Source organism: Sphingomonas olei, assembly GCF_045369765.1.
Lineage (GTDB): Bacteria > Pseudomonadota > Alphaproteobacteria > Sphingomonadales > Sphingomonadaceae > Sphingomonas > Sphingomonas panaciterrae.
In genome coordinates, this window is record NZ_JBIQEU010000017.1 from 43,412 (window position 1) to 56,627 (window position 13,216).

At 65.3% G+C, this 13,216-nt stretch carries 14 protein-coding genes, 1 pseudogene and 2 riboswitches; of the genes and pseudogenes, 8 read left to right on the plus strand and 7 right to left on the minus strand.

Annotated features, from left to right (window positions below; genetic code table 11):
* Window positions 1–41: 41 nt before the first annotated feature.
* Window positions 42–265: riboswitch (cobalamin riboswitch) on the minus strand.
* An 82-nt stretch (window positions 266–347) separates the two neighbouring features.
* On the minus strand, window positions 348–989 hold the full coding sequence (locus tag ACH0BU_RS14830) for an outer membrane protein (protein WP_125946040.1): 642 nt from the start codon (window positions 987–989) through the stop codon (window positions 348–350).
* 128 nt (window positions 990–1,117) lie between these two features.
* Complete coding sequence (locus tag ACH0BU_RS14835; RefSeq protein WP_500264253.1) at window positions 1,118–3,274, minus strand: TonB-dependent siderophore receptor; 2,157 nt, start codon at window positions 3,272–3,274, stop codon at window positions 1,118–1,120.
* Between the two features lie 115 nt (window positions 3,275–3,389).
* On the opposite strand from ACH0BU_RS14835, the gene ACH0BU_RS14840 reads away from it, so the two are divergent.
* The 4 genes from ACH0BU_RS14840 (at window position 3,390) to ACH0BU_RS14855 (ending at window position 6,304) form a co-directional block, all read left to right on the plus strand.
* Complete coding sequence (locus ACH0BU_RS14840) at window positions 3,390–3,716, plus strand: hypothetical protein (RefSeq protein WP_125946038.1); 327 nt, start codon at window positions 3,390–3,392, stop codon at window positions 3,714–3,716.
* A complete protein-coding gene (locus tag ACH0BU_RS14845; RefSeq protein ID WP_136451947.1) occupies window positions 3,713–5,305 on the plus strand; it encodes a PepSY-associated TM helix domain-containing protein in 1,593 nt (530 codons plus the stop codon). The genes ACH0BU_RS14840 and ACH0BU_RS14845 overlap by 4 nt, the downstream gene beginning before the upstream one ends.
* Window positions 5,302–5,571: a hypothetical protein gene (locus ACH0BU_RS14850; RefSeq protein ID WP_046407484.1), complete on the plus strand. Its 270-nt coding sequence runs from the start codon at window positions 5,302–5,304 to the stop codon at window positions 5,569–5,571. Before ACH0BU_RS14845 ends, ACH0BU_RS14850 begins: the two co-directional genes overlap by 4 nt.
* A 196-nt stretch (window positions 5,572–5,767) precedes the next feature.
* Window positions 5,768–6,304: a fasciclin domain-containing protein gene (locus ACH0BU_RS14855; RefSeq protein ID WP_500264260.1), complete on the plus strand. Its 537-nt coding sequence runs from the start codon at window positions 5,768–5,770 to the stop codon at window positions 6,302–6,304.
* A gap of 95 nt (window positions 6,305–6,399) precedes the next feature.
* On the opposite strand, the gene ACH0BU_RS14860 is transcribed toward ACH0BU_RS14855, so the two are convergent.
* The gene (locus tag ACH0BU_RS14860) at window positions 6,400–6,972 is read right to left on the minus strand and encodes a LuxR C-terminal-related transcriptional regulator (RefSeq protein ID WP_046407486.1); all 573 of its coding nucleotides are present in this window, start codon (window positions 6,970–6,972) and stop codon (window positions 6,400–6,402) included.
* A 318-nt stretch (window positions 6,973–7,290) separates the two neighbouring features.
* Here ACH0BU_RS14860 and ACH0BU_RS14865 point away from each other — a divergent pair, with 318 nt between their 5' ends.
* Both ACH0BU_RS14865 and ACH0BU_RS14870 read left to right on the plus strand, forming a co-directional pair.
* A complete protein-coding gene (locus ACH0BU_RS14865; RefSeq protein WP_500264254.1) occupies window positions 7,291–8,058 on the plus strand; it encodes an outer membrane beta-barrel protein in 768 nt (255 codons plus the stop codon).
* 273 nt (window positions 8,059–8,331) lie between these two features.
* Complete coding sequence (locus ACH0BU_RS14870) at window positions 8,332–8,790, plus strand: hypothetical protein (RefSeq protein WP_046407489.1); 459 nt, start codon at window positions 8,332–8,334, stop codon at window positions 8,788–8,790.
* A gap of 76 nt (window positions 8,791–8,866) precedes the next feature.
* Here ACH0BU_RS14870 and ACH0BU_RS14875 read toward each other — a convergent pair whose 3' ends face one another.
* Window positions 8,867–9,445 (minus strand): manganese efflux pump MntP, encoded by a 579-nt coding sequence (locus ACH0BU_RS14875; RefSeq protein ID WP_046407491.1) that lies wholly within the window; start codon window positions 9,443–9,445, stop codon window positions 8,867–8,869.
* A 4-nt stretch (window positions 9,446–9,449) separates the two neighbouring features.
* Window positions 9,450–9,625, minus strand: a riboswitch (yybP-ykoY riboswitch).
* A gap of 113 nt (window positions 9,626–9,738) precedes the next feature.
* On the opposite strand from ACH0BU_RS14875, the gene ACH0BU_RS14880 reads away from it, so the two are divergent.
* Complete coding sequence (locus ACH0BU_RS14880) at window positions 9,739–10,122, plus strand: hypothetical protein (protein ID WP_500264255.1); 384 nt, start codon at window positions 9,739–9,741, stop codon at window positions 10,120–10,122.
* A gap of 195 nt (window positions 10,123–10,317) precedes the next feature.
* Here the strand turns inward: ACH0BU_RS14880 and ACH0BU_RS14885 are convergent, their stop codons facing one another.
* Together ACH0BU_RS14885 and ACH0BU_RS14890 are read right to left on the minus strand one after the other, a co-directional pair.
* Entirely contained in the window at window positions 10,318–10,710 is a 393-nt protein-coding gene (locus ACH0BU_RS14885; protein WP_500264256.1) for a chloride channel protein, read from the minus strand.
* 153 nt (window positions 10,711–10,863) lie between these two features.
* Window positions 10,864–11,309: pseudogene (locus ACH0BU_RS14890) on the minus strand (chloride channel protein).
* A gap of 475 nt (window positions 11,310–11,784) precedes the next feature.
* Here ACH0BU_RS14890 and ACH0BU_RS14895 point away from each other — a divergent pair.
* Window positions 11,785–12,045 (plus strand): DUF6665 family protein, encoded by a 261-nt coding sequence (locus ACH0BU_RS14895; RefSeq protein WP_500264257.1) that lies wholly within the window; start codon window positions 11,785–11,787, stop codon window positions 12,043–12,045.
* 7 nt (window positions 12,046–12,052) lie between these two features.
* Here ACH0BU_RS14895 and ACH0BU_RS14900 read toward each other — a convergent pair whose 3' ends face one another.
* Window positions 12,053–13,120: a tyrosine-type recombinase/integrase gene (locus tag ACH0BU_RS14900; protein WP_046407494.1), complete on the minus strand. Its 1,068-nt coding sequence runs from the start codon at window positions 13,118–13,120 to the stop codon at window positions 12,053–12,055.
* Window positions 13,121–13,216: the final 96 nt, after the last annotated feature.

Genomic DNA, 13,216 nt, shown 5'->3' on the forward strand with positions numbered 1-13,216 from the left:
GGTTCTCCGGCGCGATCCACCGGAGGAACCCCCGTCCGAGGAACGTTATCGCGTCGGAGGCAGGTCTCCTGGCTTGCGGGTCAACACGGCAGTTCCGGCCTTCCCGGACCCGTTACAGGGCCCAGTGACACGAAATGGAACTGCCGCTCTCCGCTCACAGTTGCGGGGGCAGCGCCGGAATCCGCCCCTTCTGGAACGTCACCGGCTTCCCGTCTTAGCCCCATCGCCACGCCTGGGATGGGGAACCTCGACAGGGCCGGTTGAACATCATCCAACCAGCCCTGTCAATGCTGATATAAAGATATGTTTATATCATGATGTCCGCTGCGGTCGTGCCGCTGCATTCATCAGAAACGAATGCCGATGCCGGCCACGACCTGATGCCGCTGCGGACGGAATTTGGAATAGGTGATGCCGTCGTCGAACTTGTCAGCCGAATAGTTGGTGAAGACGTATTCGAGCTTTCCATAGACGTTGTTGGCGACCATTACCTCGCCGCCGGCACCCAGATGGAAGCCGCCGTGATTGTCCTTGAACCGCACCCGTTCGTCATCGACGAAATCATCGGCCTCGAACTTCAGCTGGCCGTTGGAATAGCCGCCCTTAAGATAGACGACGCCCTGGTCCGTGACGTAGCCCGCCCGTGCGCCGACGGTGAAATTGCGTCCGCCCTTCAGACAGGCACGATCGCCGAACGGGCTGGTGTCGCAGTCCTTGATGGACGATCCCTCGACCCCGACATAGCCGCCAACCAGGAACCGGCTGTCGGTGACATAGTCATAGCCCGCTTCGATACCGTAAGTGACGCCGCTCTTTCCGTTCTTGTCGGAAATGTCTACCAGAGGGTCGCGAAATTCAGTCTTGAACTCACCCCGGTCCCAGCCGAACCGGGCTTCGACGCGACCGCTGGATTGGATCGCCCCGGCGGATTGCGCCGCAGCGGGCGCAGCGATGAGGATCGCAAGCGCGGTCCCGATGAAATACTTCATATCGCCTCACTCTCTTTGGCCGGATCACTCTTTACCGACACCCGCGACATAAGCGCGGCCCAAGCCACGGCATATCGGGAGATGCACGTATCGCGCGGCGCATGGTGGAAATGCGCCGCCGAAACCGATCAGAAGCGAAAGCCGAGTGTCGCCATGACGTTGCGCGGCGCGGCCATGAAGCAGTCGCCACGCGCCAGGCAGGAGGCGAAGGCGCGTTCGTCGAACAGATTGGTCGCGTTGACCGCGAGACGCCACTGGTTCCAGCTGACCTCCGCCAGCGCGTCCACGGTAGTACGTGCGGGCGTCACGATCGTGTAGAGCGTGCCGGGCGCAATCGCGGGGTTGAGGGCATAAGGATCGAGCGGGCCGGTCGACTTGCTGTTGCCGCTGTAGACGATGCCGGCACCGAGCCGCAGCTGCGGACCGTCCGCGCTGGTCGCGAAGGTCTTCGTCGACCACAAGGATGCGGTGTGCCGCGGCATGTAATCGAGGCTGGTGTTCACTTCCGAATCCAGCTCGCTGTAGCCGTAGTTCAGCAGCAGTTCGAAATTGCCCGGCAGCGTGTGGCTGGCCTCGAATTCGAACCCCTTGGTCGTGAGCTCGCCGGACTGAGTGGTCACGTTGTTGGCGAGGTAGAGGACGCGGTTGCGCTCCTTGATGTGGAATCCGGTGACGGTGACGAGCGTGGTGGGCGCGGGCTGCCACTTCACGCCGGCTTCATATTGCGTGCCGGTCTGCGGTCTGAATGGATTGCCCGGAACACCGCCGGGCCCGGACAGCCGCCCGGCGATCGGCAGGAAGCTTTCGGTATAGCTGAAGAAAGGCGAGATGCCGGCGCCGATCTCCCCGATAATGCCGGCACGGAAGGTGGTGGCGTTGTCTTCCTGCCCCGACGAATTGGTGACATGGTCCCGGCGGGCGCCGACGATCACCGAGACACGGTCGAACAGACGGATCTGGTCCTGCACGTACACGCCGAGCTGCTTTTGCGATTCATTGACGAACGGACCCGTCGGATCGTAGGTCAGCAGTGCATCGTAATCGATGTCATAGAGGTCGACGACCTCCGGCGCAGGCGACAGCGCTACGCCCCGCTTTCCGACCTTGTTCCAGCTATAGTCCAGCCCGACAAGCAACGTGTGTTCGACATTGGCGCCGGTGTTGAAAGTGAACTGCAGATTGTTGTCGGTCGAGAAGACGTTCATCCGCGCGTCGCTGGCATCAGCGGTCAGGCCGATATGGCGACCGTCGGTGCCATAGACCGAAAAGGGATCGGTCGGGTTGGTGTAGCTGTCGGCATAATGGGTGAAATATTCGAGGTCGCTGTCGATGTAGCGCGCCTTGAGGCTGAGCCGGACATTGTCGGAGAAACGGTGCACCAGCTGCCCGCCGCCCTGCAGTGAGCGTCCGTTGTAGCGATCCCACCCCGCCTTGCCGACGAACGTATAGGGATCGAGCCGCGCGCCCGGGTTTGCGGGATTGGGGCGGAAGGTGCCGACGATCGGCAGGAACTGCGAGGTCGAGCCGGTATCGTCCTCCTGGTACAGACCGGTCAGGATGATGTCGGTCGCGGCGGTCGGCTGCCAGCGGATCGAAGGCGCGGCCATCACGCGGTCATCGGGGACGTTGTCGACATAGGTGTCGGCATCGCGCACGCGGCCCACCAGGCGCACCGCCAGCGTGTCGGTGACGGCTAGGTTGACGTCGCCCAGCGCTTCCTTGCGGTTGTAATTGCCATAGACGAGGTTGAGTTCGCCGCCGGTGCGAAATTCCGGCACCTTGGACACCAGATTGACGAGGCCGCCGATCGACCCCTGGCCAAACAGAACCGAGGCAGGCCCGCGCACGATTTCCACACGGGAAAAGTTATACGGGTCCGAGGTGATGCTGGCGTAATAAGAGAAGATGTCGCGCATGCCGTCGCGGAACTGCAGCGCATTGATGCCGCGCACGTTGAACCCGTCGACGCGGGTGTCACGGCCATAGGGGTTGGCGAGCACGCCGGCGGCGTATTTCACCGTGTCGCTGATGTTGATCGCGCCCTGCGAAAGATAGGTGCCCGAATCGATGATCGTCAGCGGCTGGGGCACCTGCGTCAGCGGGGTTTCGGTCTTGGTACCGGCATTGCTGCCCACGACGACGATTTCGTCCTCCGGCGTGGTGGCCGCGTCGGTCTGCTGGGTAGCGGCGGGGGCGCCGGACGGGGTGAGCGCAGCCTCCTGCGCCAGAGCGGTCTGGCTCAGCAGCGCGCTTGCTACCCCCGCCGCTACGATCAGTTTCGCCATGTCCGCCCTTTCGAGAAATGTAATCGTTCGTTGCCGGCGCCCTCTAAATGCGTGCGAAAGATTATCAATAGCATTTTTCTTGCCATCGGCGGATCGTGTTTCTATTCGCTGCGCCATGGCCGAGCCGACCCCTTCAGCGCAGCCGAACGCCCGCCAGCGATGGGCGCGAATCCTGCTCGCCGGGCCGGGCGCGATCATCGTGACGCTGGCGCTGCTGGCCGGCATGCCGCTGTGGCTGCCGGGCGGCGCCGCAGGAATCGACAATCTGGCTATTCCGCTGGTGATGGCGCCCCTGATCTGGGCGCTGCTGTTTTTTCACGCCTGCCTTGATCGTAACCTGACGCGAGTCGCGCTGGTCGCTGGCGCATTGCTGCTGGTCCATGGCGGACTGGTCGCCACCCGCATGATGGCCGGGCCCCCTGCCGCGGAGAGGAACCTATGATTCAACTGAGGAAGGATCAGACCAAGGCGATGGTCGCGGTCCACGGCTGGTCGGGCATCCTGCTCGGCCTGCTGTTGTATGCGGTGGTGCTGACCGGCACGGCGGCGGTGTTCGCGCACGAGATCGGCGCCTGGTCGGCGGGCCATGTGGCGACCAAATCCTCCTTCGCGCAGCCGGTCGACGCCACGCTGCGCCGCCTGACCGCGCAGACGCCGCGGCAGTATCGGGAAGCGGTCAACATCTGGGAGACCGGCGACCATGGCCTGGGCGTGTTCTTCCACCGGCACGAGACGGGCGCTGACGGAGTTCCGACCGAGGCCGGCGTCTTCTACCAGCTCGACCATCAGGGGCGGGTGCTGAACGCCACCACCGGCAATATCGACGACCTGTTCGGGCCGCGCAACGACGATGCGCTGAGCACCTTCCTGGTCGACACGCACGTCCGGTTGCATGTGCCCAACCCATGGGGGCTGGTGCTGACCGGGATCCTGGGGCTGGCGATGCTGGTCGCCGCCATTTCGGGGCTGCTGATCCACCGCCATCTGTTCAAGGACATCTTCACCCTGCGCCGCGGTGCCAAGCCGGTGCTGGCGACGCGCGACCGCCATAGCGTGGCGGGCACGTGGAGCCTGCCGTTCGCCTTCGTACTGGCGTTCACCGGCAGCTTCTTCTCCTTCTACGGCACGGTCGGGCTTCCGGTCGTCGCGACGGCGGCGTTCGGCGGCGATGTCGAGGCGCTGCAGCATGCCGTCTTCGGCAATCCCGGCACGCCCGATCCGCGCCCGGCGGCGAGCGGCAACCTCGACCGGATCACCAGCGATGCGATCCGGCGCACGGGCGAAGTGCCGACCTTTGTCGCGATCGAGAATTTCGGGCGCGCCGACGCCACGGTGACCAGCTATCACAATCCGCGGGAAGGCGACCTGGAGCCGGTTGCGCTGCTCTATAACGGCGCCACGGCCGAGTTCATCCGCGCCAAGCCGCAGGTCGGCGCGGGGCCCTCCGCCGGAGGGACGCTGGTCGGCATCATGGGGCCGCTCCATTTCGGCAATTTCGCGGGGCTGTTGTCCAAGGCGATCTGGTTCGGGCTGGGATTTGCCATGTGCTACGTCACCTATACCGGGATGCGGTTGTGGGTGGTGCGGCGGCGTGAGGATGCGCGGTCGCTTGCGTGGCTCGAACGGACGCTAACCGTGGTGGCGTTTGGCCTGCCGCTGGGGCTGGTGGTGGCCGCGGCCGGCTTCCTCGTGACGATGCCGCAGGGCGGCGCGGTCTATTGGACGACGACCGCCTTTCTGATTGCGTCTGCAGTGGCGATCATCGCTGGCGTGGTGGCGCGCAGCAACGATGCGCTGACGCTCATGCTGAAGGGTGCGACCGGCCTCGTGATGCTGATGCTGCCGCTGCTGCGGCTTGTCGCTGCGGGCGGGCCGGGCTGGACCGCGGCGATCGCATCGGGCCAAGCGGTGATCCCCGCGCTTGACCTGGCCTTTGGCGTTGCTGGCGGCTGGCTGCTGCGGGGGTGCTGGCAGGCGCGCCCGCTGACGCTGCCCGAGCGGCCGCGGCGGATGGAGGCGGTGGAGGCGTGAGCACGCTGGCGCTTGCCCTCGTCGCACTGGCGCTGTCGGCGCCCGCCGTCCTTCTGTTGTGCCGCGACGATCCCAAGCGCCGCCGCGCCGCGGGGCAGGGCGGGGGCGCGACCCGGCGGGCGCGATCGTTGCTGGTGGGCTGGGCCTGTGCGCCGGCGCTTGGCTGCATTGCGCTGGGCAACAGCGCGGCGTTCATGCTGTGGCTTGGCGGGGCGGCGCTGCTCGGCTGGCTAGCGGCGGGGAGCTTTGCGCGGCCGGCAAGGTGAGGGCGGGTGGCACCTGTACTTAAGGACAGGTTAGCGGGAGTATCTCTGAACAAATCTTGTGATCGCGGATACTTGCGGCACAGTTCTGCAAAGAACAGTGAAGTTGAGCCGTGAAACCGGCGTGCGTCACATGCATTGGCAGCGGCATCTGGAACCTGAAAGGAAAGGAACCAACGTGTCCGCGCTTCGCAATCTGATGATCCTGGCGGCGGGAGGCATGATAACGGCCCCGCCCGCTTATGCCGAGCCGCAGGCGACGACGGCCGCAACCGCTGCCACCGCGTCCAAAACCATCGTCGAGAACGCCTCGGCGCTGCCCGATCTCAGCACGCTCGTCGCCGCGGTAAAGGCCGCAGGGCTGGTCGACACGCTGAACGGCGCTGGCCCGTTCACGGTCTTCGCCCCGACCAATTCGGCCTTTTCCGCGCTTCCGGCGGGCACCGTCGACACGCTGCTGAAGCCGGAGAACAAGGCGCAGCTGACCGGTGTCCTCACCTATCATGTCGTGTCGGGCAAGGTGACCGCGGCTGACCTTGCGCGCCAGATCCGAGCCGGCGGTGGCAAGGCGATGCTGACGACCGTGCAGGGCGCGCCGCTTACCGCGAGCATGTCGGGTCACAAGGTCATCATCACTGACGCGGCCGGCGGCACTGCAACGGTCAGCATGGCCGATGTTCAGCAGTCGAACGGCGTCGTGCACGTCATCGACAAGGTGCTGCTCCCCAGCGCGTAACGGCGCGCTGCTCACTACCCCTGCTACTACCCCTGTCGCTACCCCTGGTCCCTGCGGAGGGCTCCGGTCGAAAGGCCGGAGCCCGATGCGGGTGACTAGAACCCGGCCTCGACCGCCGTGCGGATCGCCTCCGCCGCGGTCCGGCACCCCAGCGCCTTCAGCAGCGCGGCGCGGTGCATCTTCACGGTCCGTTCGCTGATCCCCATTTCATAGGCGATCTGCTTGTTCATCAGCCCCCCGGTCATGAACCGCAGCACGTCGCGCTGGCGCGACGACAGGCGCTCGATCGCGCAGCGCCCGCCCGTCGTCGGTCGCCCGGCGGTCACGTCGAACTGAGAGCCCAGGATGAAGCGCAGCGCGCCGTCCGCCTCGAAGATCGGGGCGAGCATCACTGCATTGCGAAAGGGGCTGCCGTCCTTGCGATAATTCAGGATCTCGACCAGCGTCGTGCGCCGGTCACGCACCGCGCAGCGCAATTCCTCGGTCAGGTGCAGCTCCGTATCGGGGCCCCGGAGGAACCGGCAGTTGCGCCCGATCACTTCCTCGGCAGCATAGCCGGTCAACGCGCTGAAGGCGTCATTGCACGCCACGATGGGCGTGTCGGGCAGCGTCGGGTCGCTGATAACCGCGGCGACGGAGCTGCCGGAGATCATCTCGAGCGGCGACATGGTCGCCGGTTTTGCATTCCATCGCGCGCAATGCAAATTACAAGATGTTGCGCAGCATGTTGCGCCGCACTCTTCCTACCCTGCCCAGACAGTTCGTTTCCATTGGCGGCGCAGCGCCTCGTCGAGCGCAGTTATCACACTAGCCACGCAAGTCTAGTTGATGCGACGCCCTGAGATCACCTATTTTGCCAAAGTCAAGATGTCCGAACACCCATGGATGTGCAGTCTTGTCGTTTCGATTGTGCCCCGCACATCGGCACTGGGCGGCGCAGCCTTTCGGCACGCGCTGCTCATGTGGCTTTGATTAAGGGGATTGATATGCGGAAACTGGCCTATTTGCTGGCAGCACCGGCGGTGGTGCTTGCCATGCCGGCGGCAGCGCAGGATGTGTACGTGGGCGTCAGCGGCGGTCTGTCGCTGCCGGAGGATTCCGCCAATCGTGGCCGCTTCACCAGCAATGTTGCCGCGACCCCGGACTACCCGGCGATCGCATCGGGCACGCCGCTGACCTGGACGACCCGGTTCAAGAGCGGTTTCAACATTTCGGGCCAAATCGGCGCGCGCTTCGACAACGGCTTCCGGACCGAACTGGAGGTGGCCTACTCGCAATATGACGTGCGGCGTCACCGCAACCTCAGCGTCGGCGGAACGGAGATCGACGGCCTTGACGTGTCGGTGCTCACGCGCGGTGCCCCGGCCGCCGGCAACCCTACCGTCGGGCAGGTGATCAACGACGGTCGCGGCAAGGTGAAGAACCTGGGTGCTTTCGCCAACGTCTTCTACGATTTCAACCGTGCCGAGGCGTTCCAGCCCTATCTGGGCGCGGGCCTTGGTGTGCAGCGGGTCGACGTAGAATATCGCCCGTCGGGCGTCGACGTGACGAATGATGACCAGACGCGTTTCGCCTATCAGTTCATGGCCGGCGCAACCTACCAGGTGTCGCCGCGCGTCGACCTGTTCGCCCAGTACACCTATCGCCGCACCGAGGGGCGCGCGAATGTCGACCTTAACCTATTGCCCGCACGGCTCGGGGTGGAGTCCAACCAGTCGATCGTCGGGGCTGGCCTTCGCTTCAAGCTGAACTGACGTGCCGTATCGCCGCACCAGGCACGTCGGGGCCGGTCGGCGGCCGGGAAAGTCCTGCCCTCAACTCCCGGCACCGAGCGGCTGCGGCATCAACGGTGCGGCCCATGACTGAAGTATCCTGAGCAACCTCCCTGTGTGTCCTCCTCCTCCTGCGACGGTGCCACTGCCCCGGCACCGACGCGAGGCGCTTTTCTGCCGGAGTGCCAGCGCCGCGCTCGCTGGACCTTCCGCCCGCCTGCCGGGTTGTCCTGGTGCCGAACAAGGGAGTGACTGATGAAGACGCGCAATGCCGTGATCGCCGCAGGGCTGCTGGCCGGGGTCGTGACGACGGCCGCGATGTTCGCCGGGCGGAAGACGGGCGTGCTGGACAAGACGCTGGATCGTGACGCGGTCGACTGGATCGACGAGACCACCGGTTCCCGCGAGGTGATCGGCGACACGGGAACGAGCCTGGTCGAATTCACCAACCATCTCGGCGCGTCGGTGAGTTTTGCCGCGCTTTATCCACCGCTGCGCCGTGCCTTTCCGACGGTCTCGCCGGTGGTTCTCGGAACGCTCTATGGCACGGGGCTTTACGTGGTGAACATCGCCGGGATCGCGCCATTGCTCGGTATCACCGAAGGCGAATTTGCGGCGGGCCCGAAGAAAGCGGCAGAGCGGTGGTCGCTGCATGTCCTCCAGTCGGTCACCACCGCGCTGGCGATCGAGCGGCTGGCCGACGATCTGCCCTGAGAGCGCCGGCCTTACCCTTGTCCTGTAGACCATCGTCCGGCCGCGGCGCACGGCAACGGCGGGATGACGCGGGCCGCTAGGCAGACAGATGCTGATACAGGATCGTGCTGCCGACCACGACGAGGACCACGCCGCCTGCGATTGCGGCGTAATTGCCAAGATAGGCGCCCACGCGCTTGCCCAGCATCACGCCGCCCGTGGCGACAAAGCTGGTGGTGCCCCCGATAATGAGGCAGGCGATCCAGATGTTGACGTCCATCAGCGCCAGCGTGACACCGACGGCGGCCGCATCGATGCTGGTCGCAATCGCGGTGAGAGATAGCTTGAGGTAGCTCGGCTGCTCGAGCGCTGCCGTCGACGCGGCGGGAGGTGTCCCGTCACCCTTCAGCGCCTGAACGATCATGTGCCCACCAATGCCAAGCAGCAGGACAAACGACGCCCAGTGATCCCAGTCGGCGATCCAGTCGTTGACCAGGTAGCCGAGGAGCCAGCCCAGCGCCGGCGTCACCGCCTCAAAGAAACCGAAGACCAGCCCGATCCGAAGCGCGTCCCCCCAGCGGGCCTTGGGCTGTTGCGCGCCCTTGCCGAGCGCCGCGGCGAATGCGTCGACGGACAGGCTCGCGCCCAAGGCGCCGAGCGTCAGAATTCCTGGCATTATTGATCAAATCCCGGGGCCAACGACCAAACGACACCCACCCCTCCCGGCCCAACGCGGAAAGGCGGTGTCGTGGTCTCGCCTGGCAACGCGAAGGTTGCTGCAATCGCCACGATCCCAGGGATCGAGTATGTTGACGATTGCCCCGGGGCCGGGTGGCTACTCCCCAAGAACGGCAGCCTGTCTAGCGGATGCCGGTAATCGGATCAATAGTATCCGATTTGGTGCCTGGCGACCAAGGTGTGCCTGCCGTTCAGCTCTGATCGTCTACGACGCGGGGCCAACAAGGGCTGATGACGATGAAAAGCACGATCTGCGCGGGGATTGCAGCGCTTGTGGCGCTGGGTGGCTGTGCGTCGATGCGCCCGGTGGTAGGGCCGGTGAGGCTGGGGCAAGTGGCCTATGTCGATGGGCCGCGCGTCCGCGTGGATGAGATTATCGAGGACAGTCGCTGCCCGAGCGACTTGCTGTGCGTCTGGGCTGGCCGCCTGATCGTGCGGGCAACGGTACTGGGCCGCGGATGGGAAAAGCAGCTCAGGATGACGCTGGGTGAGCCTGTCGCTGTGGCGGACGGCGCGCTGACGCTTATCACCGCGACCCCGGTGCCGACGCGGCGGAAGCCCGTTGGAATGCCGGAGCCTTACCGCTTCACCTTCGCCTTTCAGGGCGGGCTGTAGAACAGGGTGCGCCCTAGGAGCCTTAGCCAGCTGCCGCGTTCTTGGGCGTCGGCGCTGACCCGGCGAGCCTCAGGATGCGATCGAGCAATTTTTCGTGGATCGGCCTGCCGGTGAGCAAATAGGCCGTGAAATTGGCCGCAAGGCAGGTGGTGAGCAACGGCAGCGACAGGGGGTAAGCATTGGTCAGTTCCAGCGTCAGGACGACCCTAGCGGCGAGCGGACCGAGGCGGTGAACAAGCCGCCCATCGGCGCGATGACAAAGGCGCTGGTCGCGGAGCTGCCATCCGGCAGGAACGCACTGGCGGCACGGGCAAAGGCGACGCCGACGCAGGCGGCCAGCGACAGGATCGGGGCAAAGATTCCGCCCGGCACCCCGGTCGAATAGCTTGCCACCGTGGCGCAGAAGCGTGCTGCCGCCAGCAGCAGCATGACGAGCACGCCCGCCTGCGCGCTCGCCCAGCCCGGGATCATTGCCTCACCATCGGTGACCGCCTGCGGCACCAGCGCCACCAGTGCGCCCATCGCCAATCCTATCACCGCCGGATAGACATAAGGCACGCGCTGTTCGGCCGCCCCCGCAAAGGCCACCCAGCACAAAGCCAAGCAGCGCGAACAAGGGCAGCATCGTCATCGGCACAACAGCTGTTGCCATGCCCAGGTCAACGGTATTCCCGGCAATCCAGCGGTCATCACCGTCGCGATGACGGCGGCGAGGATGACTGCCATGTAGGTGTCGGTCCGCTAGGCAAACTGACGCCGCGTCTCCTCGATCACGAACAACACGCCGGCAATCGGCGCGTTGAAGGCGCAAGCGAGTCCCGTCCCGCCCCGGCCGCCAGCAGGCCGTTGCGCCGTGTCGCATCGAGCCGGAATCTGCCGATGACGATTGACGCCACAGAGGCACCAATGTGGATGATCGGCCCCTCGCGACCGAGCACCAGCCCGGCGCTGATCGACATGATCCCACCGACGAACTTGACCGGTAGCACCTTGCTGCCGTGGATCTCGCGCAGCCTGTCCATCGCGCCTTCCACTTCCTGGACGTCGCTGCCGCCGGCCTCGGGCGCGAAATGACGGACCACCGCGCGGGACGTGAGCGTCGCCACCATGGTGAGCAACGCGGCGGTCAGTACCAGTAGCGGCCCCTCCATGTAGATGCGGAGCAGCGACGGCCAGTGCAGCAGCATGTTGATCGACAGGTGAAACAGCGAGCCAATCGTCCCCGTCGCAGCGCGACGACCGCTGCCAGCGCCATGTAATGGAGAACCGGTCGCCGGCTTTCGCACATGGGCCGACGTTCGGACGTGGGCTGACTTTCGGACAGGGATTGTGCCGCAACACCATCGTTCATGTGTCCACGTCCTCGAGTTGATACGGGTACGGCAGCGAACACCAGCGCCGCCGACGGCCTCAGGGTCACGTGAATGGCAATACCGGGCAGACGACGGATCGATCGGAGGCACCGAGTTGGCAGAAAGGTTGCCGCGTTGCGGTTCGGCGTGAAATACCGGTTAACCGCAAGCTCGAGCGGGCAATATTCGCTTCCGTTACCGATAGATGGTACTGCCGGGAAAGCTCATCTGCCCGATTACATCAGGGAAGTCATGCACTCATGTCTTACGGCCTCCCCAGGGACTTGGACCCTCGATCGCACCTTATCGGATGAACCAGGCGTTCCAGCACGAGATCGCGGCAGAGAAGGCTGCGTCGCTCGCTCGGTCGGGGAAGAAGCTCGCCGCCACGCTGGCGCAGCTGCGCGCCGCTCCCGATGGCAGCGATCGCGCAATGCTGATCCGGAACGTTGCGGAGGCCGCACACCACTATTTCATCCAGCGCGAATTGTGTGGCTTGTTCGTCCACCAGTCCATCATCGACGATCACGATACCCCGCGAGAAGTATTGGCGCAGATGGGTGCTCGCTAAGGTCAGGCTATAACTTGCCGACCACCTTGGCAGCCGCATTTGACTCAACGGCGAGCGCCTGAGCGTAGCGCGCCGGCTGGGCGGGGGATTTCCAGCGCAGCGCCTGCATGATCCCGGCGAGGTCCTGGCCGCTGGCGAACAGGTCCTGCGTCAGGCCGACGCGCGTTGAGTGCGCGGTGAGGCTCGCGCGCCAGATGTCGAAATCGGCGCTGTCGATCATTCCCAGCAGCCCCGCCGCATGGGCCGCGTCCAGCATCGCCCTATATATAAGAGTCACGGATTGCGCGGAGAGCGCGGCGCCGACGCTCCAGATATCGGCGCCCGACTTGTCACGCGTCCGATGGAGGCGGCGAAACAGCGCGCCGTCGCTGCGCCCGCCACATGCCGCGCGCCACTCGCCCAGCGCGGTCATCGTCCGGGCGGAGAGATAAGCGTAGGCGCCCGCTCCCTCCTGATCTGCCTTGGAGCGCGGCACGAACAACCTGCCGCCGCCCGCGCCACCGCGCTCCACATGCGGCCAGCGGATCGCGACGATCTCCGAGCGTCGCAGGCCGGTGTCGAACGCAAGGCTGAGCAGCGCGCGATTACGCTGACCCGGCAGATCGTCGCCGGTCGCCGCCAGCATAGCCTCGACGCAGACGCCGACTGGCCCGGCGGCCGCCAGCGGATCGGCAACCTCGCCGCGGAAACGCAGCCCGCGCGCCTGTCGCTGCCGCACCCCCAGCGCGCGTCGCTGCGCCTTCAGCTCAAGACGCACACGCTCGGTACGGGTGGGATCGGGTTGGTCGGCCAGCGCATGCAGCCGCGCGATCGACGCCGTATAGCGCGCCAGCGTGGCCGCCTTCTTTCCGTGATCGGCCTGATCGGCGAGGAACGTCGCGACGGTCGCAGGCAAGGCGGGCAATGTCATTAGTCCGCGTGCGGCACACCAACCGGCGAACACGCGAATGTCGGCGCGCAGCGCGCGCCACGAATTGGGGCTCATCGCGCGGCGCGCCGCATCGATCACATCGGCGTCGATCGCAACGATGCCCGACCCGGTCACGTCATCGGCAAATGGCAGCAACGCGTTCATTGTTTTCGACCGTGCGCGACTGTAGGTTTCCCTAAAATGGTGGACGCCATCCTACCTACAGCAGCAGCTGAAAAGAGTGGATCTGCGCCCGAAACA